The organism is Bradyrhizobium sp. USDA 4353, from assembly GCF_054063215.1.
Genome location: NZ_JBSSGB010000001.1, coordinates 5556790 through 5582022, shown reverse-complemented (window position 1 = coordinate 5582022; position 25233 = coordinate 5556790). Strand labels below are relative to the sequence as shown.

The 25233-nt window shown below is 66.1% G+C and carries 22 protein-coding genes; 12 read left to right on the top strand and 10 right to left on the bottom strand.

Features of this window, described 5'->3' with window-relative positions:
• Window positions 1-4: 4 nt before the first annotated feature.
• From ACVILH_RS25250 to ACVILH_RS25240, 3 genes are read right to left on the bottom strand one after another with little or no spacing between them, the layout of a single operon-like run.
• Window positions 5-1738, bottom strand: a complete 1734-nt coding sequence (locus ACVILH_RS25250) for a thiamine pyrophosphate-requiring protein (protein ID WP_456717072.1) — start codon at window positions 1736-1738, stop codon at window positions 5-7.
• A gap of 16 nt (window positions 1739-1754) precedes the next feature.
• A complete protein-coding gene (locus tag ACVILH_RS25245; RefSeq protein ID WP_456715305.1) occupies window positions 1755-3440 on the bottom strand; it encodes an FAD-dependent oxidoreductase in 1686 nt (561 codons plus the stop codon).
• A 22-nt stretch (window positions 3441-3462) separates the two neighbouring features.
• Complete coding sequence (locus ACVILH_RS25240) at window positions 3463-4836, bottom strand: MFS transporter (protein WP_456715304.1); 1374 nt, start codon at window positions 4834-4836, stop codon at window positions 3463-3465.
• 125 nt (window positions 4837-4961) lie between these two features.
• Between ACVILH_RS25240 and ACVILH_RS25235 the strand changes: the two genes are divergently transcribed.
• Window positions 4962-5864, top strand: a complete 903-nt coding sequence (locus ACVILH_RS25235) for a LysR family transcriptional regulator (protein WP_456715303.1) — start codon at window positions 4962-4964, stop codon at window positions 5862-5864.
• A gap of 22 nt (window positions 5865-5886) precedes the next feature.
• On the opposite strand, the gene mazG is transcribed toward ACVILH_RS25235, so the two are convergent.
• The gene (gene mazG, locus ACVILH_RS25230) at window positions 5887-6705 is read right to left on the bottom strand and encodes a nucleoside triphosphate pyrophosphohydrolase (RefSeq protein ID WP_456715302.1); all 819 of its coding nucleotides are present in this window, start codon (window positions 6703-6705) and stop codon (window positions 5887-5889) included.
• 135 nt (window positions 6706-6840) lie between these two features.
• Between mazG and queC the strand changes: the two genes are divergently transcribed.
• Entirely contained in the window at window positions 6841-7557 is a 717-nt protein-coding gene (queC, locus tag ACVILH_RS25225) for a 7-cyano-7-deazaguanine synthase QueC (protein WP_456715301.1), read from the top strand.
• Between the two features lie 60 nt (window positions 7558-7617).
• Here queC and ACVILH_RS25220 read toward each other — a convergent pair whose 3' ends face one another.
• The 4 genes from ACVILH_RS25220 to nthA all read right to left on the bottom strand — a co-directional run bounded on the left by ACVILH_RS25220 (window position 7618) and on the right by nthA (window position 10296).
• Window positions 7618-8427 (bottom strand): hypothetical protein, encoded by an 810-nt coding sequence (locus tag ACVILH_RS25220; protein ID WP_456715300.1) that lies wholly within the window; start codon window positions 8425-8427, stop codon window positions 7618-7620.
• Between the two features lie 173 nt (window positions 8428-8600).
• Window positions 8601-8990 carry a nitrile hydratase accessory protein gene (locus ACVILH_RS25215; protein ID WP_456715299.1) on the bottom strand — a complete coding sequence of 130 codons (390 nt, stop codon included), beginning with the start codon at window positions 8988-8990 and terminating at the stop codon, window positions 8601-8603.
• Window positions 8987-9646 carry a nitrile hydratase subunit beta gene (gene nthB / locus ACVILH_RS25210; RefSeq protein WP_456715298.1) on the bottom strand — a complete coding sequence of 220 codons (660 nt, stop codon included), beginning with the start codon at window positions 9644-9646 and terminating at the stop codon, window positions 8987-8989. Before nthB ends, ACVILH_RS25215 begins: the two co-directional genes overlap by 4 nt.
• Window positions 9646-10296 carry a nitrile hydratase subunit alpha gene (gene nthA / locus ACVILH_RS25205; protein WP_456715297.1) on the bottom strand — a complete coding sequence of 217 codons (651 nt, stop codon included), beginning with the start codon at window positions 10294-10296 and terminating at the stop codon, window positions 9646-9648. The genes nthB and nthA overlap by 1 nt, the downstream gene beginning before the upstream one ends.
• Window positions 10297-10491: 195 nt before the next feature.
• On the opposite strand from nthA, the gene ACVILH_RS25200 reads away from it, so the two are divergent.
• Both ACVILH_RS25200 and ACVILH_RS25195 read left to right on the top strand, forming a co-directional pair.
• The gene (locus tag ACVILH_RS25200) at window positions 10492-11952 is read left to right on the top strand and encodes a GH1 family beta-glucosidase (RefSeq protein ID WP_456715296.1); all 1461 of its coding nucleotides are present in this window, start codon (window positions 10492-10494) and stop codon (window positions 11950-11952) included.
• 173 nt (window positions 11953-12125) lie between these two features.
• Complete coding sequence (locus ACVILH_RS25195; RefSeq protein ID WP_456715295.1) at window positions 12126-13079, top strand: hypothetical protein; 954 nt, start codon at window positions 12126-12128, stop codon at window positions 13077-13079.
• A 47-nt stretch (window positions 13080-13126) separates the two neighbouring features.
• On the opposite strand, the gene ACVILH_RS25190 is transcribed toward ACVILH_RS25195, so the two are convergent.
• Window positions 13127-13945: a hypothetical protein gene (locus ACVILH_RS25190; protein WP_456715294.1), complete on the bottom strand. Its 819-nt coding sequence runs from the start codon at window positions 13943-13945 to the stop codon at window positions 13127-13129.
• Window positions 13946-14309: 364 nt separating this feature from the next.
• Here ACVILH_RS25190 and ACVILH_RS25185 point away from each other — a divergent pair, with 364 nt between their 5' ends.
• The 6 genes from ACVILH_RS25185 to ACVILH_RS25160 all read left to right on the top strand — a co-directional run bounded on the left by ACVILH_RS25185 (window position 14310) and on the right by ACVILH_RS25160 (window position 20713).
• Window positions 14310-15128, top strand: coding sequence for a DUF2167 domain-containing protein (locus ACVILH_RS25185; RefSeq protein ID WP_456715293.1), 819 nt, complete (start codon window positions 14310-14312; stop codon window positions 15126-15128).
• Window positions 15125-15850: a site-2 protease family protein gene (locus ACVILH_RS25180; protein WP_456715292.1), complete on the top strand. Its 726-nt coding sequence runs from the start codon at window positions 15125-15127 to the stop codon at window positions 15848-15850. Before ACVILH_RS25185 ends, ACVILH_RS25180 begins: the two co-directional genes overlap by 4 nt.
• Before the next feature lie 228 nt (window positions 15851-16078).
• A complete protein-coding gene (locus tag ACVILH_RS25175) occupies window positions 16079-17365 on the top strand; it encodes an ABC transporter substrate-binding protein (RefSeq protein ID WP_456715291.1) in 1287 nt (428 codons plus the stop codon).
• A 74-nt stretch (window positions 17366-17439) separates the two neighbouring features.
• Window positions 17440-18315: an ABC transporter permease subunit gene (locus ACVILH_RS25170; RefSeq protein ID WP_434877460.1), complete on the top strand. Its 876-nt coding sequence runs from the start codon at window positions 17440-17442 to the stop codon at window positions 18313-18315.
• A gap of 2 nt (window positions 18316-18317) precedes the next feature.
• On the top strand, window positions 18318-19247 hold the full coding sequence (locus tag ACVILH_RS25165; RefSeq protein WP_456715290.1) for a branched-chain amino acid ABC transporter permease: 930 nt from the start codon (window positions 18318-18320) through the stop codon (window positions 19245-19247).
• Window positions 19244-20713 (top strand): ATP-binding cassette domain-containing protein, encoded by a 1470-nt coding sequence (locus ACVILH_RS25160; protein WP_456715289.1) that lies wholly within the window; start codon window positions 19244-19246, stop codon window positions 20711-20713. The genes ACVILH_RS25165 and ACVILH_RS25160 overlap by 4 nt, the downstream gene beginning before the upstream one ends.
• 52 nt (window positions 20714-20765) lie before the next feature.
• Here the strand turns inward: ACVILH_RS25160 and ACVILH_RS25155 are convergent, their stop codons facing one another.
• Complete coding sequence (locus ACVILH_RS25155; RefSeq protein ID WP_456715288.1) at window positions 20766-21629, bottom strand: hypothetical protein; 864 nt, start codon at window positions 21627-21629, stop codon at window positions 20766-20768.
• Window positions 21630-22271: 642 nt separating this feature from the next.
• On the opposite strand from ACVILH_RS25155, the gene ACVILH_RS25150 reads away from it, so the two are divergent.
• Window positions 22272-23291, top strand: a complete 1020-nt coding sequence (locus ACVILH_RS25150; protein WP_456715287.1) for a TRAP transporter substrate-binding protein — start codon at window positions 22272-22274, stop codon at window positions 23289-23291.
• 32 nt (window positions 23292-23323) lie between these two features.
• Window positions 23324-25210, top strand: a complete 1887-nt coding sequence (locus ACVILH_RS25145; protein ID WP_456715286.1) for a TRAP transporter large permease — start codon at window positions 23324-23326, stop codon at window positions 25208-25210.
• The last annotated feature ends 23 nt before the right edge of the window (window positions 25211-25233 follow it).

Here is a 25233-nt window from a genome sequence, read left to right as displayed (position 1 = left end):
CGCTTCAGAGCGGAGTGATGTCGACGTGCAGCACCGCGGCGCGTCCGCCGTCGACGGCCGCGAGGCAGCGTTCGATCGCGGCATCGAGTGCATCGGGGTCTCCGACCCGTTCGCCATGAGCGCCGAAGGCACAGGCGATGTCGGCGAGACGACGCTGCTCATCCTCGCGTCCGGTCGAGAGCCGCGACAGGAACGCGTCGCTCTGCTGGGCAGCGCCATTGGGATAGACGCGCTGGACCGAGGCCTTCACAGCCTGCCAGCCGGCGTTGTCGAGGATCACCGTGAAGATCGGCAACTGATACTGCTGCGCGACGGCGTAGACGGAATCCGGGGCCGCGAAGTGATAGGCGCCGTCGCCGATCACCTGCACGACGCGCGTCGTGGGATTGGCGAGCTTGAGCCCGAGCGCCATGCCGCCGCTGAAGCCGAGGCCGCCGCCGGCGAGGCCCACATAGGTCATCGGCCTGGTGCGACGGAGCTGCTGTTGCAGGACGGGCGCGTTGCGAACGGCCTCGTTGAGGACGATGTCGTCCTCCGACAGCAGCGCCTGCAGTCGCGCGAACACAAAAGCCGGGTTGATCGTGCCGGTCCTGCCTTTCTGTGCGGCTGCGGCGACCCGCTTGGCTTGAGCGGCTTCGCGTGCCGGCTGCCAGCTCGCGATGCGATCGCGCACCTTCCTCAGATAGGCGTCATCGCCGCGCGCGACGACGATCTCCAGGACCTGGCGCAGGATGACGGCTGAATCGCCCTGGATGCGCAGATCGGTGGCAAAGCCCCACATCGGGATGTCGGCCTTGAGGGCGTCGACATCGATCTGGATCCAGCGCAATTGGTCGGCCGCTTTCAGCGCCTGCGGAACGAACGGCACGTCAATGTCGATCAACAGCCCGAGGTCGGCGTTTGCAACAACAGCTGCAGGATCGGAGCCGGCGAAGCAGGGCGAGTCCTGGCAGATGTTCATGGTGACGGGATTGAACTCGGCGACGCGGATTCCACACACCAGGGCCAGCCGCTCGAGCATCGACACGGCCTCGGCACTGCGTCCGAGATACGCGGTCAGTGCGATCGGGTTATCCGCGGCCATCAGCGCGTCGGCGATCGCCAGCGCACGTTCCGGCTCGATCCCTCCGGCTTTGACGCTGCCGTAACGTGCGGGCGCGTAGGCCGGCATGGCCTCGGCGGCCCACGTCTCGGCAAGAGTCTCGCGTGGTAGCATCATGTAGACCGGGCCGGGCGGATCGCTGTGCATGAACGCGGCTGCGCGCGCCAGCGCCTCCTTCACCAGGACGCCCGACGGCAGCGTGTAGTCCCACTTGACGTAGGGCCTGACGATGCTGGCCTGATCGAAGCTCTCCTGCACGAAGTGGACGTAGGTGTCGCGTCCGCCCGGCAGCTCGCCATGAACCGCGAAGGGCGCGCGCCCCGCGACCAGCAGCACCGGCAGCCGGTAGCGAAACGCATTCTGGATGGCCATGCAGGCATTCGCTGTGCCCGCGTCGACATGGACGAACACGGCCTGGCCGCGGCCGGTCAGCATGGCGTAGCCCATCGCCATGTGCACCGCGACCACCTCGTGGGGGCAGAGGATCACCTCCGGATGCCGTCGCCCCTCGGCGTCCCAGCGCGCGATCTCCTCGATCAGCGACACATGATCCGTGCCGAGATTGGCGAAGATGTAGTCGACGCCGAGGTCGACGAGCGCCTCCAGGAAGTAATGCGCGGTGGTGTGGCTGGCCACGGCGCGCGGACGCGGATCAGGCGAGGACGGCATCGTCACGGCGCATGCCCTCAGGCTGGGTTGCGATACCCCGCAGGTGCTGGAACAGCTGTCCGGGATCGCGCGGTGCGCTCATTCCGCGCCAGGCGATGTGAGAGTCCGGCCTCAGCAGCAGCAGGTTTTCCGCGAACGCATAGCCCGCCTCGGCGCGGTCGACATCCACGAGCGCCAGCGGAACGCCCTGGTCGGCTGCGGTCTTGACCATCGCGGTCGCGTCGAGTGAGGGATCGAACCGGACCAGCGTGTAGGCGGGCCCGAGCGCATCCAGCAGCGACCGGCCCTCCGCCAGCCAGACGTGCGGCGCGCGCGCGCCGGGCACCGTGGACGCGGTGAAGTGGCCCATGCCGTAAGGCGGCGGCGTCTCGCCGTCATAGGAGATGGCGGGCGACTGATCGTAATAGTAGCCGAAGTTCAGGCCGGCGCAGCAATATTGCTGCACGTTGAGGTCATAGGCGGCCTGTCCGACCTTGCTGCGCGCGGCATCGCCGATCGGGCCGTCCATTTCCACCTCGGGAGGGACCGAGCGCCGTTGGCTCATGACGGCGAGCGCGTGGTTCATGGCGAAATGCGACACCTGCTCGGTGATCGGCTGGCGCTCGGCTTCATAGGCCTCGAGCAGGGCAGGGGCGGCCCATTTCTGGATGACGCCGGCCAGCATCCAGCACAGATCGACCGCATCGGCGATCCCGGCATTCATGCCGTAGCCCGCATAGGGGATCCACAGATGCGCGGCATCGCCACAGATGAACGCGCGGCGATCACGGAAGCGATCGGCGACCAGGCGGCGGCCGATCCAATCCTCCTTGCTGATGATCTCGTATTTGAAGTGATCGTCGACGCCCAGGATGGTGCGCAGCGCCCAGTCGCGATCGACGCTGTCGAACTCGACCTCCTCTGCGGCGAGATGGTTATGGATCAGCCAGTTGTCGCGGCCGTCGATCGCGACCGTCGTGCCGCAGCGGCGCGGATTGAGCGACATCGTCATCCACGCCGGCTTCTGCGTGATGAGGTCCTTCAGCGCGGGCGCGTGGATATAGGTCGACTGCACCCGCTGCACGACGTCCGTCCCGCCAAGGCGGGAGCCGATCAACCGGCGGACCGTGGAGCGGCCGCCGTCGCAGCCGATCAGATAGTCGGCTGAGATGGTGATGTCCTGCTCGGAGTCGAGATCGCGGGCGTGGGCGATCACGCCCTTGTCGTCCTGCTCGAACCGGTCGAGCTGAACGCGATTGAGGATCGTGATGCGCGGCTGCGCCTCCGCGGCGGCGAATAGGATCGGCTCGAGATAGATCTGGTTGATGCGATGCGGCGGCTCGGGCGTGGGCCAGTCGGTGTCAGGTCCACCCGTAGCGGTGTAGCGATCCCTTCGGGAGGGGATCGGGATGCGCGTCAGCTCGCGGCCGACAACGGCGGTCCGGTACGCGCAGTCGTTGGGGAAATCGGCGGGCAGGCCGCCCTCGCGCACCTCGCGGACGATGCCGAGCCGGCGGAACACCTCCATCGAGCGCGCCGAGACGTGGTTGCATTTCACGTTCGGCGGCTCGCCGGCGCGCCGGATCTCGGCGACCACGACGTCGATGCCGCGCGAGGCGAGATCCATGGCGGCGGTCAGTCCGACCGGGCCGGCGCCCACGATGAGAACCTGGGTCTGTAACGTCTTCATGTCCGTGTCTCTTGCTAGAATGCTACGCGCGCTCGGCGGCCGAGAGCGGATTACGTTGGCTGTCGTCGGCAGTCGGAAGGCTGCCGCGCATGCTGAGAAGCGCCAATCCCAGGATCACCAGCGCGGAGAACAGTTGCGGCACCGCGCTGGCCTGGAACAGCGAGGCGACGTCCCATTTGGCGGCGAGCATCATTCCACCGATGGTGACGCCGAGGATCGAGCCGAAGCGGCCGATGCCCAGCGCCCAACCGATGCCGGTGCCGCGGATGTAGGTCGGGTAGATCTTCGCCGCGTAGGCGTTGCAGCCGATCTGCCCGCCGATGACGGCGACGCCGGCAATGAAGACAGCCGGCACGAGGATCGGCAAGGAGGCACCGGCGATGCCGATGGTGATGATCGACAGGAAGCCCGCGACATAGGTGACGAACAGCACGCGGTCGAAGCCGAACCGCTCGATCAGCACGCCGAGCCCGATCGTGCCGAGCATGCCGCCGAGTTGGAACGCCACGCCGACGGCGATCGCCGCCTGAACATCGAGCCCGACACCATGCGTGAGCGTCGGCAGCCAGCTGTTGAGGAAGTAGATGTCCATCATGTTCATGAAGAACATCACCCACAGCAGCAAAGTCGGAATCAGGCGGCGGTTGGTGAAGAGCTGCGGCAGCAGGAAGCCCTTGCCTTTCTCTTCGACGATCGTGAACTGTGCATCCGCCGGAAGCTGCGCCGAGGGATCGATGCGCATCAGCAGCGTGCGGACGCGATCGCTCTTGTCGGCATTGAGCGCCAGCAGCGACAGCGACTCCGGCAGCCACAGGATTAGGATCGGGCAAAGGATCAGCGGCAGCACGCCGCCGATGATGAAGATGACCTGCCAGCCATAGGCGGTGATGAGCTTGGCCGCGACCGCTCCGCCGATTGCCGAGCCCAGCGACACCGTCATGAACATCAGCATGATCAACAAGGTCCGGCGACGCTGCGGCGCGTACTCGCCGGTCAATGCGATGGTGTTCGGCAGGACCCCGCCGAGCCCAATGCCGGTGACGAAGCGCAGCATCACGAGGTCGGAGACGCTGGTGGCCTGGCTGGTTGCCAGCGATCCCAGCGCGAACACCAGCACGCCGGCGACGACCAGCCATTTGCGTCCGAGATAGTCGGCGAGGGCGCCGAACACGAGCGAGCCGACCATCACGCCGAACAGCGACGCGCCGAATACGGGACCTAGCGCTCCCGGCGCCAAATGCAGGTCCTTGCTGAGGGCGGGCGCGACGAAGCCGAGCGCCTGGGCATCGAAGCCGTCGAGGCCTACGACCAGCGCGCACAGGCAGATCACCCGGATCTGAAATCCCGACAGAGGTCGTTCGTCGACGTAGCGTGTGAGATTGATCGCCTGCGACAATTGTCCCTCCCCGTGAGCTTGTTGTTACCTCGCGCCCCCGATGGCACCGGCTGTTTGCAAATATGTTGCATGTTCAAAATCTTTCGATTAGCCACAAAATTCTCATTCATTCATGAGGAAAGCTAATGTCACCGACCCTGCGGCAATTGGAGGCCCTGGTCCTGGTGTATCGGCTCGGCAGCATCACCAAGGCGGCCGCGGAGCTGCGTGTCACGCAGTCGGCGATCAGCCTGCTGATCCGGCAGATCGAGGAGAACTTTCAGCTCAAGCTGTTCGATCGCACCACGCGGGCGCTGCATCCGACGGAGGCCTGTCGCGAGGCGATCACGGCGGCCGAACGCATCCTGGCCGGCGCGCAAGGGCTGTCGCAGCGGATGCGCGACCTCGCCGAGATCAAGACCGGCCGCATCTCGATCGCGGTGTCGGCGGGCGTCGCCTCGGCGCTGCTGCCGCGGGTGTTCGCGACGTTCCGGTCGCGGCATCCCGAGGTGAGCATCGACCTGCGCGACGTTGCGCCCGACGAGCTGTTCACGATCGTGATGGCCGGTCAGGCCGAGTTCGGCCTCGGCAGCGTCGAGGATGAGGGCGTGCCGGAAGTGCGGGTCGAGCCGCTGATGCAGAGCCCGCTGTCCGCTATCGGCCTCCGTGACGGCCGGTTCGAGAAGCACCGCCGGCTGACCTGGGACAGCATCATGAGCTCCGACCTGATCACGATGCGCCGCGGGACGCGCATTCGCCGCCAGATCGACGAGGCGCTGGCGGAGAGCGGGCGCGCGCTGAAGCCGGCCTGGGAAGTGTCGCTGATCACGACCGCGCTGGCGCTCACCGCCGAAGGCGCGGGGCTGAGCATCCTGCCCGCACACATGCTGCCGAAGACTCAATTCCCGATGCTGGCGGCGATCCCGCTCTCGCAGCCGACCATCTCCCGCCATGTCTCGCTGCTGAGCCGCGCCGATTTCGGCTTGTCACCAGCAGCGCAGCGCTTCGTGGAGATCGCCAAGCGGACTCTGTCCGGCAAAGCCGGCTGATCTCAGCGTCGGGAGGGGAAGGCTACTTCTCCAGCGTCTTCGCCTCGTTCCACAGCTCGTCCATCTCGTCGAGGGAGGCTTCTTCCAGCGTGCGGCCGCGGGCCGCGAGGGCGCGCTCGATATGGCCGAAGCGGCGCTCGAACTTGGCGTTGGTGCCCCGCAGGGCGGTCTCAGGATCGACCTCGGCGTGTCGTGCGAGGTTGACCAGCGCGAACAGCAGGTCGCCGGTCTCTGCGGAGAGCTCGGTCGCATCCTTGTTGTCGAGCGCGGCCTCGATCTCGTCGGCCTCCTCGCGGATCTTCTGCAGCACCGCGCGCGGATCGTTCCAGTCGAAGCCGACGGTTGCCGCCTTCCTCTGCAACTCCATCGCGCGCACCAGCGCCGGCTGCCCGGCTTTCACGCCCGACAGCAGCGAGGACCTGCTCGCCTGCTCCTGGGGCGGCCGGCGCGCCGCGCGCTCGGCCTTCTCCTCGGCCTTGATCCGATCCCAGGTGCCCTTGGTGGGCTGCGTGACCTTGCCGTCCTTGTCCGGAAACACGTGCGGATGACGGCGGATCATCTTCTTCGTGATGCCCTCGACCACGTCCTCGAAGGCGAAGGCGCCTCGCTCCTCGGCGATGCGCGCGTGATACACGACCTGCAGCAGGAGATCGCCGAGCTCCTCGCGCAGATCGTCGAGATCCTCGCGCGTAATCGCATCCGCGACCTCATAGGCCTCCTCGATCGTATAGGGCGCGATGCTCTGGAACGTCTGCTCGACGTCCCATGGGCAGCCGGTCGCGGGTGTGCGCAATGCGGCCATGATCTCGATCAGGCGGGAGATGTCGCGGGAAGGGGTCATGGGCGCGGTCCTGGCAGCAGTCTCGGATTGCGCCCTGTATGCCTCAAGGGGCGGGCGCGTCCCAGCAAAAACGGCTGGGAACGCGTGGGCTGCCGACGGGTTGGCCGGACCGGGCGATGGTGCTAAGCGAGGCTCATGACTGAGCAGGATGCAACGGCCCTGGTGCTGTTCTCGGGCGGGCAGGATTCGACGACCTGCCTCGCCTGGGCCCTCGACCGCTTCGCGCGGGTCGAGACGATCGGTTTCGCCTACGGGCAGCGCCATGCGATCGAGCTCGATTGCCGCGCCCGGCTGCTGGACGGCCTCGCGCAGCTACGCGTCGACTGGGCGGACAAGCTCGGCGACCACCATACGCTGGACATCCCGACATTGGCCTCGATCTCCGAGACCGCGCTGACGCGCGACGTCGCCATCGAGATGGGCGCCGACGGATTGCCCAACACCTTCGTGCCGGGCCGCAACCTCGTCTTTCTCACCTTTGCTGCCGCCTTGGCCTATCGGCGCGGCATCCGCCACATCGTGGGCGGCATGTGCGAGACCGACTATTCCGGCTATCCGGATTGCCGCGACGAGACCATCAAGGCGCTGCAGACCGCGTTGAGCCTCGGCATGGCCCGGCCGTTCGAGCTGCACACGCCGCTAATGTGGCTGTCGAAGGCATCGACCTGGCAGCTGGCCTACGATCTCGGTGGCCGCGGCGTGGTCGATCTCATCCGCGACCAGTCGCACACCTGCTATCTCGGCGAGCGCGGCGCACGGCACGAATGGGGCTATGGCTGCGGTCAATGTCCCGCCTGCGAGCTGCGCGCGCGAGGCTGGCGCGAATACATCGCCGTCGGCGGATCGTCCTAAAAAAAAGCGGGGCCGTACGGCCCCGCCTCTCATCGGCAATGAAATGATCGGGTGGTGACGTCAGGCCGCCTCGTGATCGGACGGCTCGCGCTTGCTGACGATCACGAGATCGGCGTCGGCGTCGTCATCGCCTTCGTTCGCGTCGTGGGCGGCAGCGGAGGCCGCCTGGGCGGCGAGACGCGCGGTGATGTCGTCCTTGGCGTCCTTGCCGCTCTTCTCCCAGGCCGGTGCATTGAGCACGACGATGTCGTCGTCCTCGGCATGATCGGCGGGCACGATCGACGGCGACTTGGCTTCGACCACGTGCAGGGTCGGCACCTCTGCCTCTGCGGAAACCTCCGCTTCTGCTTCAGCCTCGACGTCCTCGGCTTCCGCGACCGCAGGCTGCTCGGCGACCTCGGCCGCCGGTTCGGCGCCACTCTCCTGAGCAAGCTCAGGCTCCGCGACGGCCTCGGCTGTCGACGCAGACTGGTTCGCTTCGGCAGATGCGAGCGCAGCCTCAGGCGCGGGCTGATCCGATGCCGCAACCGCGCTCGGCGCTGGCGCCGCATCGTCGCTGGTGGCGAGGCCGAGATGCTGCGAGATCTCCTTGATCACCTTGTCGATCGCCACGAGCACGCGGTACTCCGGGATCGACGTCATGTGCTGCTCGAAGCGGGTGCGCGCATATTGCAGCGAGTCGATCACGTCGGTCGCGATCGACGAGGACGATGCAGCGGTGCCGTGCAGGGCGCCGGCGGCCTTCTCGGTCGAGCTCTCGATCAGCAGGAAGGCCTCGTATTGCGGAATCGATTTGAGCTTCTCGTGGTAGTCCCGTCGCACGCTCGCGAGCGTGTCGACGATCGCAGCGAAAGACTCTGACGCAGGCATCTCGACGTCCCCTCAACTCCATCAAAGAAGATGCGCGGGACGCTACGGTCGCACTGATGAACGTTCAATTTCGCGCGAATACGGCTCTTCGCATCATGCATACCCGGCCGTTAAGGTCGGACGCTCAAATGCCCTGCAAGCTGGTCACGCAAGCTTAACGATGCTGGCTGAGCTCAGCTTGCGAAGTCCTCAGGCTGCAGCTCGATCGGCTTGCCATGCGGGGTGCGGTCGGCGGCGTGATCCCAGGCGTCGCGGTAGCGGGCGAGGGTGGCGGAATTGGTGACGCCTTTCTCGGCCACCAGGCGCTCCAAGGTCGCGAGCCAATGTCTGTAATAGGTATCGCCGCAATCGGCATCTCCGCCAGCCTGCGCGCGCGCAATCTCCTCGGCGAGCGCCGCGGCCCATTCCGGCCAGCTGAAAAGGCCGCGCGCGTGCAGCGTCACCGCCATCGCAAAGGCGTGCGCCTCCCACGGCTCGCGAAACACCGGCCCATCGGCATCGACGGGAATGCCGGGCAGGGCGCGTGTCGCCTCCAGCGCAGCGTCGCGGTTGGCGCCCGTCATGCGCGCTCCAGATAGGGCTCGAACGCGTCCACCGTCACCTCCAGCAGTGGATCGGGCGCGTCGGCCCACAGCTCGGCGCCGCTGAACGACACCGTGTAGAGCCATTGCGGGTCCTCGCCATGGCCATGCGCGTTGCTGTCCGGAAACACGTGCACGCCCCTGACGGCTTCGATCCGGCCGACATGGCCGCGCACATAGCGCGGCAGTCGGATATGCGTCGGCGGATGGATGTCCTTGGCACGCACGCGGTCGCCGACGGCGAACAGCGCCGGCCCGGTGGCGGGACGCTCGGTCGGGCCGCCCCGGCGCAGCACCGCGGGCACCTCGTCGGCGGTCAGGATCTTCGCGACCGGCTTCGCGGGATGCAGCGGCTTGCCCGCGGCGAGCTCATCCGCCTCCACCAGATGCTGGTCCTGCATCAGCCGCTCGAGGCCGGCGAGCCAGATCTGGTAGTAGCTCATGCCGAGGTAATCATCGGCGGGCCGGTTCTCGCGCGCGAAGCGCGACATGTCGATGTTCCAGCCGCCGGGCAGGGCCATCGCCAGCGTGATCGCCAGTGCGCGGCGCTCCCACTCGGCGTGAAACACCGGCTCGTTCGGCTCGGGGCGGACCGGGCCGAAGCCGGCGACGCCGCCCATGTCGTGCGCGCCATCCATCAGGATTTCTCCGCGGAGCGCTGCACCTGATCGGGCTGTTTCGGCAGGCCGGTGCCGATCATGCTGTCGCGGGTGACGAGCTCGGCGAGCTCGTCCTCACTCCAGCCATCGGTGCCTTCGGGGCGCATCGGCAGCACGAAATAGCGGACCTCGGCAGTGGAATCCCAGACCCGGATCCTGGTGGTTGCCGGCAGCTCGAAGCCGAAATCACGGAGCACGCCGCGCGGGTCCTTGACCGCCTTGGCGCGATAGGGCGCCGACTTGTACCAGACCGGCGGCAGGCCGAGCACCGGCCAAGGATAGCAGGAGCACAGCGTGCACACGACCATGTTGTGCAGCTCCGGCGTATTCTCGACCGTGACGATGTGCTCGCCCTGGCGGCCGGCATAGCCGAGCTCGCCGATCGCCGGCGTGGCATCCCTGAGCAGCCGCTCCCGGAAGGCCGGGTCGGTCCACGCCCGCGCCACCACCCGAGCACCGTTGCGCGGGCCGACCTTGCTTTCATAGGTCTCGATCAGGACATCGAGCGCGGCCGGATCGAGGTAACCCTTCTCGGTGAGGATGCTTTCCAGCGCGCGGACGCGAAGATCGGTCTCGGACAATTCCGAGTGATCGTGATGATGGTCGTGATGGTGCTCGTGATCGGTCATGGCGCGAAAATACGGGTATCCCACTGCGCTGTCGAGCGACGCACTGCGCAGTGGAAGCATCTTCTGAGGGCACGCTGAAACTGTAACTTCATTTCGGCGGGCTCCAAAGGTTCAAATTCACGCCAAGATGTGGTTCCTGTTGGGGTCGACCCGCCGGGCTGGGGGTGAAAAGACCATCAGGATTGAGGTTCATCAATGCCAAACGACGTCTCCCGCCGTGATCTTGCGAAGCTGGCCGGACTGGCTGCCCTCGGGGCCGCCAATGCGCCGGCGCAAGCGGAGGAGGCCGCCGTGAGGGAGGATGTCAGCCGTCGTTTCCCCGCCGATTTCGTCTGGGGCACGGCCACCTCGTCCTATCAGATCGAGGGCGGCGCGACCGCCGATGGCCGCGGGCCGTCGATCTGGGACGTGTTCACGCGCATTCAGGGCAACATCGAGGATGCCTCGACCGGCGATGTCGCCTGCGATCACTACAATCGCTACAAGGAGGACGTTCGGCTGATCAAGGAGCTCGGCTGCCGCGCCTACCGCTTCTCGATCGCCTGGCCACGGCTGTTTCCCGATGGCGGGCTGACACCCAATCCGAAAGGGCTCGACTTCTACAATCGCCTCGTCGACGAGTTGCTCGCCAACGGCATCGCGCCCTATGCGACGCTGTATCATTGGGACCTGCCGCAGGCGTTGCAGGACCGCATCGGCGGCTGGCGCTCGGCGGAAGCCGCAAAAGCCTTCGCGCATTATGCGGGCTATGTCGCGCAACACCTCAGTGATCGCGTGAAGACCATCTTCACCATCAACGAGTGCGGCCGGTTCATTCCGTTCGGCTATGGCCTCGGCATCGATGCGCCAGGGCTGAAGCTGCCGCCGCAGGAGGTCAATCAGGCGCGCCACCACGTGGCGCTGGCGCACGGCCTCGCGGTGCAGGCGATCCGCGCCCAGGGGCAGGCCGGCACGCGCGTCGGCATGGCCGAGAACATCACCGCCTGCCTGCCGGCGATCGACACGCCAGAGAACATCCGGGCCGCCGAGATCGCGACGCGCGAGATGAATGCCGGCTTCCTCAACGTCATCCTCGAGGGCCGCTACACCGAGGGCTTCCTGGCCTGGTCCGGCAAGGATGCGCCGGTGTTCACCGCAGACGAGCTGAAGACGATTGCGTCGCCGGTCGATTTCGTCGGCCTCAACATCTATGCGCCGCAGGCCTATGTCGTTGCCTCCGATCGCGCGCCGGGATTCGACGTGCTGCCGATGCCGGCCTCGTTCCCGCATATGAGCTCGCCCTGGCTGCTGGTTGGGCCCGAGACCGCTTATTGGGTGCCGAAGCTCGCCGCCAAGATCTGGAATCTCAAGACTATCTACATCACCGAGAACGGCACCTCGTCGGACGACAAGCTGACGGCCGACGGCAAGGTCCACGACCTCGACCGCGTGATGTATCTGCGCAACTACCTGGCCCAGCTGCAGCGCGCCACGTCGGAAGGCGTGCCCGTGAAGGGCTACTTCCTGTGGAGCCTGCTCGATAATTTCGAATGGGTGTTCGGCTACAAGCAGCGCTTCGGCGTCTACCATGTCGATTTCGACACCCAGGTGCGGACGCCGAAGCTGAGCGCTTCGTATTATCGTCACGTGATCACACGCAACGCCGTGAGCGCCTGAGTCCACCACTGGAGGGCGACGAGCGTGCGTTGTCCTCACGCTGGAATTGCGCAGCCATGGTGCGGAAGGCACACCAGGTGCGACGATTTTGCGCGAGCGAAGATTTGAAGAAGAAAGGTCAGCCGAATTGACGTAGACGGTGACGGCGTCATCCACAAGTGAGACCGTTATCCATGTCAGTATCTGTCGTTCGTTCGCCTGTCGGCCGTCTGTGCGCTGGCGTTCTGTTCTGCGTCCTCGGCGCAATCGGGAGCTCTGCGAGCGCGCAGAGCGATGCAGCCAAGCCGGCCACGGAGCAGCCCGCCGCGACACCCGCCGACAAGCCCGCTGAGGCCGAGCAGAAGCCCGCGGCCACCGAGGCCAAGCCGCCAGAGCAGGTGGCCGACAAGCCGGCGGCAGCCGCGGCGGAGCCGGAGAAGACGGCAGACAAGCCCGCTGAGCCAGCTGCACCTGCGGAAAAGGCGGCCGCCGAGAAGCCGGCGCCGACCGAGAGCGCCGCTGAGACCAAGCCGAGCGAATCCAAGGACGAGGCCAAAGCTGCGCCGAAGTCAGAGCCAAACTCCTCTGAGGCGAAGTCCGAGACCCCGTCTGAGGCCAAGCCTGAATTCAAGCCTGAATTCAAGCCTGAATTGAAGGCCGAGCCGAAGACCGAGACGAAGCCTGAGTCGGACGCAAGCCAGAAGCCGGCCGTCACCGAGGCGAAGCCTGCGGATGCGGTGGCCCCGGCGCCCGCCGCTGCCAAGGATGCGCCCGCGCCTGAAAAGGCCGAGGCAAAGCCCGCCGAGAAGGCCGCCGAAAGCAGCAAGCCGGCGGCGGCTCCGGCTGAGACCAAGAAGGCCGAGCCGGCAATCGCGGCTCCCGCTGCAGTGAGCCCGCCAGCCGCACCACAGAAGGCCGACGTGAAGCATGACGCGGCCGGCGCGTCGGAGAAGGCCGAAAAGCACCGCCATCGTGAGCATGCCCACGACGACGACAAGCCGGCCAGGCACAAGCATCGCGCCAAGGCCAAGGCCGAGAAGAAGCACCATGTGCGGCGCGGCGGCCGTGACTGCAAGAGCTTCCGCACCTATGACGCCGACAGCGGCACCTACCACGGCTATGACGGCCGGGTGCATCGCTGCTCGTAACGAGCAGATCGTGTCGGCAGCGGCGATGCCCGCTGCCGATCGTCCCATCAGCGCGGCAGCGGCGACTGAATGCCCGAGGTGTTGCGGGTCAGGAACGTTCCGATCGTCGATCCCTGCTGTTGTTGCGGCCGCGCCAGTCCCGTCGTGGTCCGCTGCTGCGGCGTCACGATGATCTGCTGCGGCGCAGCCGCCGGCGCGGCTGCGCCGCGGGCCTGCGCCGCCTGGTTCGACATCCGCGACACCAGCCGCATCAGCTGGTCCTGACCGGCCTGCAACTGCTCGATCGCCCGGGTATGATCCCGGCTCGCCTGATCCTGCGTGCTCTTGATCTGCTCGATGCCCTGCTGCAGCTCGGCGATGTCGCGCGCCATCCGTTGCATCAGATTGCCCGGGCTGCCGGTGGTGCCGTCCTCGCTGCCGCGGAGCGACGCGTTCGACATCATGCCGTCGTCGTTGCCCGGCTGCTGCGCGGACGCCTCCTCCTGCGACGTCTCGCTGGAGCCGGGCATCCAGCGGTCCATCAGTGACGATCCCGGGTCGCGCTGCGACCACGCCACGGAGCCGCCGACCAGCAGCACCAGCAGTGCGAGACCGACCGCGTTGCGCCCGCGCAGCTTGCTCAGCGGCGCCTTGACCCGCGCCCAACGGCTGCGCTCTGTCGCGACCGCGTCGCTCGTGCTGGCCGCGGCAGCGGCATCTGCGGCGACCCCCGGCTTCTCGATCGCCGCCAGCCGCGTGTCGATTCGGGTCAGCACCTCGCGCAGGACCCTGCGGTACAGCTGATCGTAGCTGGTCTTCTCCGGCTTATCCGGAGCAAGCCCGACGTCGCTCGGATCGATCTGTTGCACATTCTGTGTGGACTGCATTGGTGATCCCCAAACCCTGTACGTCCGCCGCCGACGCTCTTTTGTCTTTGAATTTTCAAGCGTGACTCGACCCGCCGCTTTGGCCGAAAGCAAGACAGCGTCGTGACGAGGAGGGGGCCATTTCGGACAATCTTCCCCTTGCTGCAGGGCTCGGGGATTGATTGACGCGGGGCAAGGGCTGAGTTCCTTGCATGTTTGCAAGCGATCAAGGTAGCATTCGACCTATCATCTTGGGGTTGAAGGATTGGGGCTGGTGAAAATCTTCGGTGCGATCATACGCGCTGCGCTATGCGCGGCATGGGTTGGCTGGTGTTGTCTTGCGCAGGCTGCGCCGGCGGACGAGGGAGCGCGCAAGGCGGAGTTGGTGGCGGCTTGGCAGGCCGCGAGCCAGGCGGGGACCGCCGGTCCGAGCGAGATCACGCTGATCGATCAGGGCACGCTGAAGCTTCCCGCCGATTATTTCTACGTGCCGAAGAGCGAGGGCCTGCGGGTGCTTCGTGCGCTCGGCAACGTCGTCAACGATGCGACCTTCGTCGGCCTGGTCGTCGGCCAGCGTCAGAACGACGGCTGGATGGTCGTGATCAAGCACATCAAGGAAGGCTACATCAAAGACGATGACGCCAAGAACTGGAATGCCGACGAGCTGTTGAGCAATCTGCGCGCCGGCGCGGAGGAGGCCAACAAGGAACGGGTCGAGCGCGGCTTTCCGGAGATGACGGTCATCGGCTGGATCGAGCCGCCGGCCTATGACGCTACGACGCATCGCCTGGTGTGGTCGCTGCTCGCCAAGAACAAGAGCCAGTCCGACGATGCGCCGAAGAACGTCAACTACAACACCTTTGCGCTCGGGCGCGACGGCTATTTCAGCCTCAATTTGCTGTCCGGCTCCGATCGGATCGCCGGCGACAAGGCGGTCGCGCACGAGCTGCTGTCCGACCTCTCCTACAATGCCGGCAAACGCTATGAGGACTTCAGCGCGAGCACCGACCGGATCGCCGAATATGGGCTTCTCGCCCTGGTCGGCGGCGTTGCCGCCAAGAAGCTCGGACTGCTGGCGCTGGCCGGTGCCTTCGTCCTGAAGTTCGCCAAGATCATCATCTTCGCCGTGGTGGGCTTCGGCGCGACCGTGATGAACTTCTTCCGCCGCAAGCCCCGTAACGACAATGCAGGCGGGGCGGCGTGAAGGCGATCCTGCTGCTCCTGTTCTCGGGACTGAAATGGGGCAAGCTCGCCATGAGCGGCGGCACGATGCTGCTGTCGCTCATCGTCTATGCCGGCATCTGGGGCTGGCGCTATGCGGCAGGCTTCATCGCCTTGCTGTTCGCCCATGAGATGGGGCACTACATCGCCGCGCGCCAGCGTGGCCTCGATGTCGGTGCACCTGCCTTCATCCCGTTCGTCGGCGCCTGGATCGCGCTGAAGGAGCAGCCGGTCGACGTCGAGACCGAAGCCTATGTCGCGCTCGCCGGTCCGCTGGTCGGCACCATCGCCGCGCTGGCCGTGTATCTTTGCGCGAGATCATATGACAGCAATCTGCTGCTCGCGATCGCCTATTCGGGCCTGTTCCTCAACCTGTTCAACCTGCTGCCGATCTCGCCGCTCGATGGCGGCCGCGTCACCAGCGTGCTCAGCCCGCGGATCTGGCTGCTCGGCGTTCCCATGCTGCTTGCCATGATGCTCTACCGGCCGAGCCCGATGCTGATCTTCATCGCGGTCCTCGCCGCTCCGCAACTGATGAAGGCGTGGCGCTACGATCCCAACGCGGCAGAGAATGTCGCCTATTACGGCACGACGCTGCAGACCAAGGTGGAATATGCCGGGACTTATCTGGCGCTCGCGGCACTTCTCGCGGTCATGACCTACGACGTGCATGAGATGCTCAGCCACGTACGGCCGACTGGCTGAGAGCTGCTTCTGCGGCCGCTACTGCGCTGGCATGTACCTCTTGCTCTGCTGTCGTCCGCTTGACGGAAATTAGTTCCGCTCGCTTCGAGGGGATACGCTGCAACGCGGCAGATTGCCGGAGTAGCGCACTGCTGCGCTGCGGGACTTCCGCCAGTCATGAGCTAATCGCGCCATCACAATGCGCTGAACGCAGAGCAGGAGTTAGCGTGTGCTCTTGCTCGCTGGCATGTGGGAGACCAAAGTCCGGTTGCCCGTCAGAGGCATAAGGAATCGGGAGGTCCTATGTTGTCGCTCAAGTCATTCTTGCTTGCGAGCTGCGCCACCGCGCTCGTGTCATCGGCCGCGTCGGCCGCTGATCCGATCAAGATCGCCGTCATTGCGGAAGCTCAGGCGGTTGCCGGCTCGTCGATTGCCCCCGCCGCGCAGCTCGCCGCCGAGGAGATCAATGCCAAGGGTGGCGTCGACGGGCGCAAGATCGAGATCGTCGTCTACGACAACCATTCATCGTCGGCCGAGTCGGTGCGGGCGTTCCAGCGCGCGGTCAGCGAGGACAAGGTCAATGCCGTCATCGCCAGCTACATCTCCGAGGTCGTGCTGGCGCTGGAGCCGTGGGCAGGGCGCCTCAAGACCCTGATGATCACGCCCGGTGCGGCGTCCGACGTGATCACCCAGAACATCGCCAAGAATTATGACGGGCTCAAATACACCTTCCATGGCTACCTGACCTCGACGTCGCTCGCCGGCCTCGTCTGCGATGCGGCCAAGGATCTCTTGGTCGAGCCCTACAAGATGAAGACCGCCGTGATCATGAGCGAGGACGCGGCGTGGACGACGCCGCTCGATGCCGGCTACGAGAAGTGCCTGCCCGAGATCGGCGTGAAAGTCGTCGACCACATCCGGATGTCGCCCGACACCACCGACTTCACGCCGATCTTTAACAAGATCGAGGCCCTTAAGCCTGATGTGATGATCACCGGCATCTCCCATGTCGGCACGCAGCCGACGGTGCAGTGGAAGAGCCAGCAGGTGCCGATCCCGATGTTCGGCATCTCCTCGCAGGCCACCAATTCGACGTTCTGGAAAGACACCAACGGCGCGGTCGAAGGCGTGATGTTCAATGCCGTGTCCGGTCCCGGCGTGGCGGTCACGCCGAAGACGCTGCCCTTCGTCGATGCCTATCAGAAAAAGTTCGGCAACATCCCGTCCTATGCCGGCTACACCTCGTATGACGACGTCTACATGATCGCGGATGCGATTCATCGCGCCGGGGGCACCGATCCGGACAAGATGGTCGAGGCGATGGAGGCGACCGACTATGTCGGCACGATCGGCCGTGTGGCGTTCAAGCCGAAGGGCGATCCGAACCCGCACGCGCTGCGCACCGGCAAGGGCTACATCACCGGTCTGATGCTGCAATGGCAGGGCGGCAAGCAGGTCAATGTCTGGCCCAAGGAGCTTGCCGCGGGCACCGTGACTTGGCCGTCCTTCATCAAGCTCAAGGCAGCCAGCAACTGACGCATCACAGGGCCGCTCCGAGAGGGGCGGCCCATGTTCCTGGTGCCTCAGTTCGACGCTCGGATCCATTCTCAATGCTTTTCTGGCAGATCTTGATTGATGGCTTCGCCATCAGCGCTCTCTATGCGCTTGGCGCGACCGGTTTCACGCTGATCTTCGGCGTCTCCGGCGTGCTCAACCTCTCCCACGGCGCCATCATGGTGGGCGCAGCCGTGGCGGCCTGGGCCGCCGCCGGCGAGCTCGGCACGGGGCCCTATGCAGGAGCGCTCATCGGCATCCTCGCCGGCCTCATCCTGGCCTTCGCCACCTACTTCATCGCCGTCCGGCCGATCCAGCGCTCCAAGGCGATCGCGGAGTCGGAGAAGGAGATCTTCATCCTGACCGCCACCTTGCTCTGGGGCATCATCATCCAGGAGGCGATCGCGTATTTCTTCACCAACAACGCCAAGACCGTGCTGCCGATCGTCGAGGGCGTCGTCACGGTGTTCGGCGTGCGGACGCCGCGCAACGAATATTTCACCGCCGTGATCTGCTGGGTCGCGATCGGGCTGCTGTGGCTGCTGGTCAATCGCACCCGGCGCGGCAAGTCGGTCATGGCGGCCTCGATGAACCCGCGCGGCGTCACCTTGCTCGGCATCGAGCTGTCGTCGATCTATCTGACGGTGTGGGCGATCTACGGCCTGCTGGCTGGCGTCGCCGGCATCCTGCTCGGCATGTTCCTAGGGGTCAGCTCCTACAGCGTGGGGCCGCTGACGGCGAGCGCATTCTCGATCGTCGTGCTCGGCGGCCTCGGCAGCGTCTCCGGCTCGCTGATCGCGGCCTATGTCGTCGGCTATCTCGAGACCGGAACGGCCTACCTGATCTCGCCGGCCTACCGGACCATCCCGGCGCTGCTGCTGCTCGTCATCGTCATGTATCTGCGCCCGCAAGGGCTGTTCGGACGGAGGTGAGCATGCCGGCATTCCTCTCATCCCGGCTGTTCTGGATGGGCGCGCTCACCGTCGTCGTCGCTCTGGTGCTGCCGACCTATGTCTCTGGCTACGTGCTCGGATTGCTGACGGTCGCGTACTACACGGCCGTGTTCGCGATGTCCTGGGACCTGTTGTTCGGCTTCGCCGGCGAGGTCAATTTCGGCCCGACCTTCCTGATCGGCGTCGGCGCCTACACCGCCGGCATTCTCGACGCGCATTACTCGCCTGGGCTGTCGATCTGGATCTGCATCGCAGCCGGCGCGCTGGCCGCAGTGGTCGGCGGCGTGATCCTGGCGCTGCCGGCGCTGCGCGTCAGCGGGCCGTATTTCGGCCTGACCACGCTGGTCGCCGTGCTGATGCTGCAGAACTTCATCGTCGTCGCGGCAGGTCTCACCGGCGGCGAGATCGGCCTCGCCGTGCCCGACGTGATCTCGATCGACGCCAAGACCAACTACTGGATCGCGCTCGGCTTCATGCTGGTATCGGGCGCCATCCTGTTCGGCCTGTCGCGCAGCGCCATCGGGCTGATCCTGCAGGCGAGCGGCCAGGACAAGATCCAGGCCGGCGCGCTCGGCTTCAACGTCACCAAGCACAAGCTCGCGGCCTTCGTGGTCAGCGCGTTCTTCTCAGGCCTCGCCGGCGCGCTGATGGTGTTCTACATGGGCACGGCCTCGGTCTCGACCTTCGTCGATGTCGGCGTCGGCGTGCAGATCATCATCGCGGCGGTGCTCGGCGGAAGGCGCACCGTCATTGGCGCCGCGATCGGCGCGATCTTCCTGATCGGCATGGGCGAGCTGCTGCGGCCGCTGGGCGAGCTCGCCACCCTGATCGTCTCGGTGATCGCGCTGGTGGTGATCCTGTTCTTCCCCGACGGCTTCCTCGGCATCATCAGGGGAGGGGCCAAAGCATGACTCAGGCTCCAATGCTGGAGGTCGACGGTCTCACCAAGCGCTTCGGCGGCCTCGTTGCCGTCAAGAACCTCAGCTTCTCGATCAGCCCCGGCGAGATCCTCGGCCTGATCGGGCCGAACGGCTCGGGCAAGTCGACGGCGATGAAGAGCGTGATGGGCGTGGAGCGGCCGACCGCCGGCTCGGTCAAGCTCGACGGCGTCGAGCTCGCCGGCCTGCCGTCGCATCGCATCGCACGCATGGGCGTCGGCCTGGTGTTTCAGCACTCGCGGCCCTTGGCACGCCAGACCGTGCTGGAGAACATCAAGGTCGCGCTGCTGCCGGACAAGCTGACGCGGCTGTTCGCGGACAAGGATGTCGATAGCAGAGCGCGCGCGATCGCCGAGCGCGTCGGCCTCGGCGGCGTCATCGACCGCCGGCCGCCGACCTTGGCCTTCGCCGATCTGCGCCGGCTCGAGCTTGCGAAAGCAGTCGCTCGCAGCCCGAAGCTGGTGCTGGTTGACGAGCCCTTCGCGGGACTGACAGCGTCGGAGGTCGCCGACTTCTCCAACCTGATCCGCGAATTCCGCGACGACGGCCGTGCCGTGCTGCTGGTCGATCACAACGTCAAGAGCGTGTCGGCGCTGGTCGACCGCGTGCTCGCGATGTATCTCGGCGAGAAGATCGCCGAGGGCAGGGCGACCGAGGTGATGCAGGACGAGACCGTGCGCCGGGTCTATCTCGGTGGCGCGCTGGTCTCGACCGCGCGGCCCGAGGCGAGCTTCAAGGACGTCACGCCGGCGCTGCAGGTCGACAAGGTCAGCGTGCTCTATGGCAAGGCGCAGGCGCTGCAGGACGTCTCGCTGCATGTCCATGAGGGCGAGTTCGTGTCCGTCGTCGGCCTCAACGGCGCCGGCAAGACGACGCTGTTTAACGCGATCTCGGGCCTGGTGCCGTATTCAGGCGCGGTGACATGGGCAGGGCGCAACCTTGCCGGCGGCACGGCGGCACAGATCGCGCGCGACGGCATCGTGCAGTGCCCGGAGACGCGCGAATTGTTCGGCGACATGACGGTGCGCGAAAATCTCGAGCTGGGCGGCAATGCGCTGTCGGACACGGAGCGCAGCGAGCGGCTGGAATGGCTGTTCGGCCTGTTTCCGATCTTGAAATCGCGGCAGCCGCAACTGGCGCGCACGCTGTCCGGCGGCGAGCAGCAGATGCTGGCGATCGCGCGCGCGCTGATGATGAAGCCAAAGCTCCTGATCCTCGACGAGCCCACGCTCGGTCTCGCGCCGGTCATCCTGGAGACGCTGTCGAAGGCACTCGACCGCTTGCGCGAGACCACCAAGATAACAGTGCTGCTCGGCGAGCAGAACGTCACCTTTGCGCTCCCGCATGCGGACCGGGTCTACGTGCTGGATCACGCCAAGATCGTCTGGGAAGGCCCGCCGGATCGCTTCGAGGCCGAGGCTGCCGCGAACTACCTGTGACGCACGGGCAGGGAGCAGGGACATCGGTACGCCCTGCCCGGATCGCGTCAGCTCAGAAGTTCGAAAACCGAGGAGGGCGCGCTGGAACCTGCTGCGGCGGTCGCGGTGGCGCCAGCCGTGCGGCGGCGCCGACGGTCGTCGCGGGCTCGGTCTTCGACGCCCGGACAGCTCGCGCGAGCTGCTCCTGGCCGGTCTGCAGCTGCTCGATGGCCTTGGCCTGATCGCGGCTGGCCTGCTCCTGGCTCGCCTTCAGATCCTGCAGCCCGGTCTGCAGCGCGGCGATATCATGCGCGATCTTCTCGATCAGCGGCGCGAGCTCTCGCTCCGGCGCGGGCGGCATGTCCCGCTCCGACGTCGCTTCCGCCATTGCGGAGGATGGATCGCTGGATCGCCCCGTTGACGGCTCGGGCGACGGGGACGCTGATGGAGAGGATGAGGCAGGGGGCGTCTCTGCGGCCGCGGCCTCGCTCGATCCTGTTGTCGTCGGCTCGCGTCCGCTGGTCGGCAGCGCGATCTGCGAGGTTTCACGACGGATGGATTGGAGCGCCGCCTCGATCCGGTCGGTCACCGAGGTGATGGCCTCCTGATGATCGCGCGCCAAGGTGACGACGGCGCCCACCAGGCCGGCGGACGCAGCAAGCGTGATCGCGGCCCGAAACACCGGCCGGCGCTTGGTAACCTCCGGCGCCGCTGCGTTCACCACGGCGCTCGACGGTCCGCCGGCTTCGACCACTTCGGCATCCACGTCGCCGTCGCCTTCCGCCGCGGCCTGGGCCTCGATCGCGGCGATGCGCTGATCGATGCGGGCGCGCACCTCGGTCAGGACACGCTGATAGATCTGTTCGCAGATCTCGTTGTCGGGCGACAGCGCGACATCGCCCGGATCATCTTCCTTCGGCGTCGACTGAACTGACATGTTTTCGGGTCCTGTACGCGAAGCGCCCGTGCCAAATCCCCGCCAGCGATTTGGCGGGGGGCTTTGACCAAAGGAAGACTAAGGGGTGACCAGCCGGCGGCGATTTCGCACGCGCAAATGGGACGCCGAGACGTGGGACCCGATCCGTCCAATGCCTCTGGCGCTGAGCTGCAATGAGCGGCTCGATCGGAGGACGAACGGATGTCCGTCGCTCATCCTGACCACCGGCCGGCACCGCGGCACATGGTGAAGTTCAAGCCGGCGGTCCGACGCGCGTGATCACTCTGTCTGGCATCGGCACGGGCTGCCTGAACCCAGGGGACCGGGTTGGACCGCCATATAGCCGATTCGCATAAGGTATATTATGGAATATTTATATGGCCGGGATATCAATGGCTTGGCGCCAGAAGCTCGAACCGGCCACGAGCATCCGCGCCTTCTAGGACGCATCTCCAGGTTTCGCCACAGCGTCCCCCGTGGCTCTCAAATCCGTCTCCCAAGCTCTGCTGCGAACGCCGATATTGCCGCTGCGGCTCATCGCTGCAATAAGCGCAGACGGCGCCGCTGACGCCGCGGGATTCGAACCGCGCGTCCTCCGGCTGAGCATGAAACAAGAAGAAGTATCTCCAGGGAGAAACGAGAATGAGCCTGTCACGACGCGCGCTGTTGAAGGCATCAGCGGCCTCGGCCGTTCTGGGTGGGATCGCGGCCCCGCATGTCGCGCGCGCACAGAGTGCCGATTTTACTTACAAGTACGCCAACAACCTGCCCGACACGCATCCGCTCAACGTCCGCGCCAAGGAGATGGCGGCAGCGATCAAGGCCGAGACCAACGGCAAGTTCGACCTGCAGATCTTTCCGAACAACCAGCTCGGCTCGGACACGGACATGCTGAGCCAGATCCGCTCGGGCGGCGTCGAGTTCTTCACGCTGTCGGGCCTGATCCTGGCGACCCTTGTGCCGGCGGCGTCGATCAACGGCATCGGCTTCGCATTCCCGGACTACGACACGGTCTGGAAGGCCATGGACGGCGATCTCGGCGCTTACGTGCGCGGTCAGATCAACAAGGCCGGCTTGATGGTCATGGACAAGATCTGGGACAATGGCTTCCGCCAGACGACGTCGTCGACCAAGCCGATCAACGGTCCTGACGATCTCAAGGGCTTCAAGATCCGCGTGCCGGTGTCGCCGCTGTGGACCTCGATGTTCAAGGCGTTCGAGGCGGCGCCGGCGTCGATCAATTTCAGCGAGGTCTATTCGGCGCTGCAGACCAAGGTCGTCGAGGGCCAGGAGAACCCGCTGGCGATCATCTCGACGGCCAAGCTGTACGAGGTGCAGAAGTACTGCTCGCTCACCAATCACATGTGGGATGGCTTCTGGTTCCTGGCGAACCGCCGCGCCTGGGAGGCCGTGCCGGCCGACATGCGCGAGATCGTCGCCAAGCACATCAACGCCGCCGCGGTGAAGGAGCGCGAGGACGTCGCCAAGCTCAATGCGGGCCTGCAGCAGGATCTCGCCGGCAAGGGCCTGACCTTCAATCAGCCCAACGTCGCGCCGTTCCGCGACAAGCTGCGCACCGCAGGCTTCTACGCCGAGTGGAAGGGCAAGTATGGCGACGAGGCCTGGGGGCTGTTGGAAAGGGCCGTCGGCAAGCTGTCCTGACGACACTGACGTAAGCGCGTTCGGGTGACGTCATGGCGCATGCCGAGTTCACGGAAATTGCGGTCGGTGAGGTGGTCATCGAGACCCCTCGACGCTGGTCCTGGCTGGACCGCCTGGAGGCCCTGCTCGGCCTCCTGGTCGAGATCCCGGCCGCGCTGCTGGTCGTAGCCGAGATCGTGATCCTGTTCGCCGGCGTGGTCGCGCGCTATGGCCTGCACCGGCCGCTGATCTGGTCGGACGAGCTGGCCTCGATCTTGTTCCTGTGGCTGGCGATGCTCGGCGCCGCGGTGGCCTTCCGCCGCGGCGAGCACATGCGCATGACCGCCATGGTGGCGCGCGCAAGCCCGGGCTTGCGCGGCTATCTCGATCTGGTGGCGACCTCCGCCGCGCTGGCGTTCCTTGTGATGATCGCCTGGCCGTCCTGGGAATACGCCTACGAGGAAAGCTACATCACCACGCCGGCGCTGCAGATCTCCAACATCTGCCGCGCCGCGGCGCTGCCGGTCGGCATCGGGCTGATGGCGCTGTTCGCGTTGATCCGTTTGGCGCGCACGGCCAATTTCCGGACCATGCTGCTGGCCGTGATATCCATCGCGGCGATCCTGGCGCTATTCTGGCTGGCGCAGCCGGTGCTGAAGCCGCTCGGCAACATCAATCTCGTGATCTTCTTCGTCGGCGTGGTCGGCGTCTGCGTGTTCGCCGGCGTGCCGATCGCGTTCGCGTTCGGGCTTGCGATCTTCGGCTATCTGGCGCTCACGACGCGGACGCCGCTGATGGTGCTGGTCGGGCGCATGGACGAGGGCATGAGCCACCTCATCCTGCTATCCGTGCCGCTATTCGTCTTCCTCGGCCTGCTGATCGAGATGACCGGCATGGCGCGCGCCATGGTCGCGTTCCTGGCGAGCTTGCTCGGCCACGTCCGCGGCGGGCTGCATTACGTGCTGGTCGGCGCGATGTATCTGGTGTCCGGCATCTCCGGCGCCAAGGCGGCCGACATGGCCGCGGTGGCGCCGGTGCTGTTTCCGGAGATGAAGGCGCGCGGCGCCAGGCCCGGCGATCTCGTCGCCCTGCTCGCCGCCACCGGCGCGCAGACCGAAACCATCCCGCCGAGCCTGGTGCTGATCACCATCGGCTCGGTCACCGGCGTCTCGATCGCGGCGCTGTTCACCGGCGGCCTGCTGCCGGGCGTGGTGCTCGCATTCACGCTGTGCACGCTGGTGTGGTGGCGCTATCGCAACGAGGACATGAGCGGCGTCCGCCGCGCGACGGCTGCCGAGATCGGCAAGGCGTTCGTGGTGTCGGTCCCTGCCCTGGCCCTGCCCTTCGTGATCCGCGCCGCGGTTGTCGAGGGTATCGCCACAGCCACGGAGGTCTCGACCATCGGCATCGTCTACGGCGTGCTCGCGGGCCTTCTGGTGTATCGCAAGTTCGACTGGCGCCGGCTGATGCCGATGCTGATCGAGACGGCCGCGCTGTCCGGCGCGATCCTGCTGATCATCGGCACCGCCACCGGCATGGCCTGGGGCCTGACCCAGTCCGGCTTCTCGCGCTCGCTCGCAGCCGCCATGACCGGCCTGCCGGGCGGCCCTGCGACCTTCATTGCAGTCTCGATCGTGGCCTTCACGATCCTCGGCAGCGTGCTCGAGGGCATTCCGGCGATCGTGCTGTTCGGGCCGCTGCTGTTTCCGATCGCGCGCGCGGTCGGCGTGCACGAGGTGCATTATGCCATGGTGATCATCCTGGCGATGGGCATTGGCCTGTTCGCGCCGCCCTTCGGGGTCGGATATTACGCCGCCTGCGCCATCGGCCGGGTCGATCCCGCCGAGGGCATAAGGCCGATCTGGGGCTACCTGCTGGCGCTTCTGATCGGCCTGATCATCGTTGCGATTTTTCCGTGGATTTCGATTGGGTTCCTGTAAACTCCAGGGGTGACAAGGGAGGG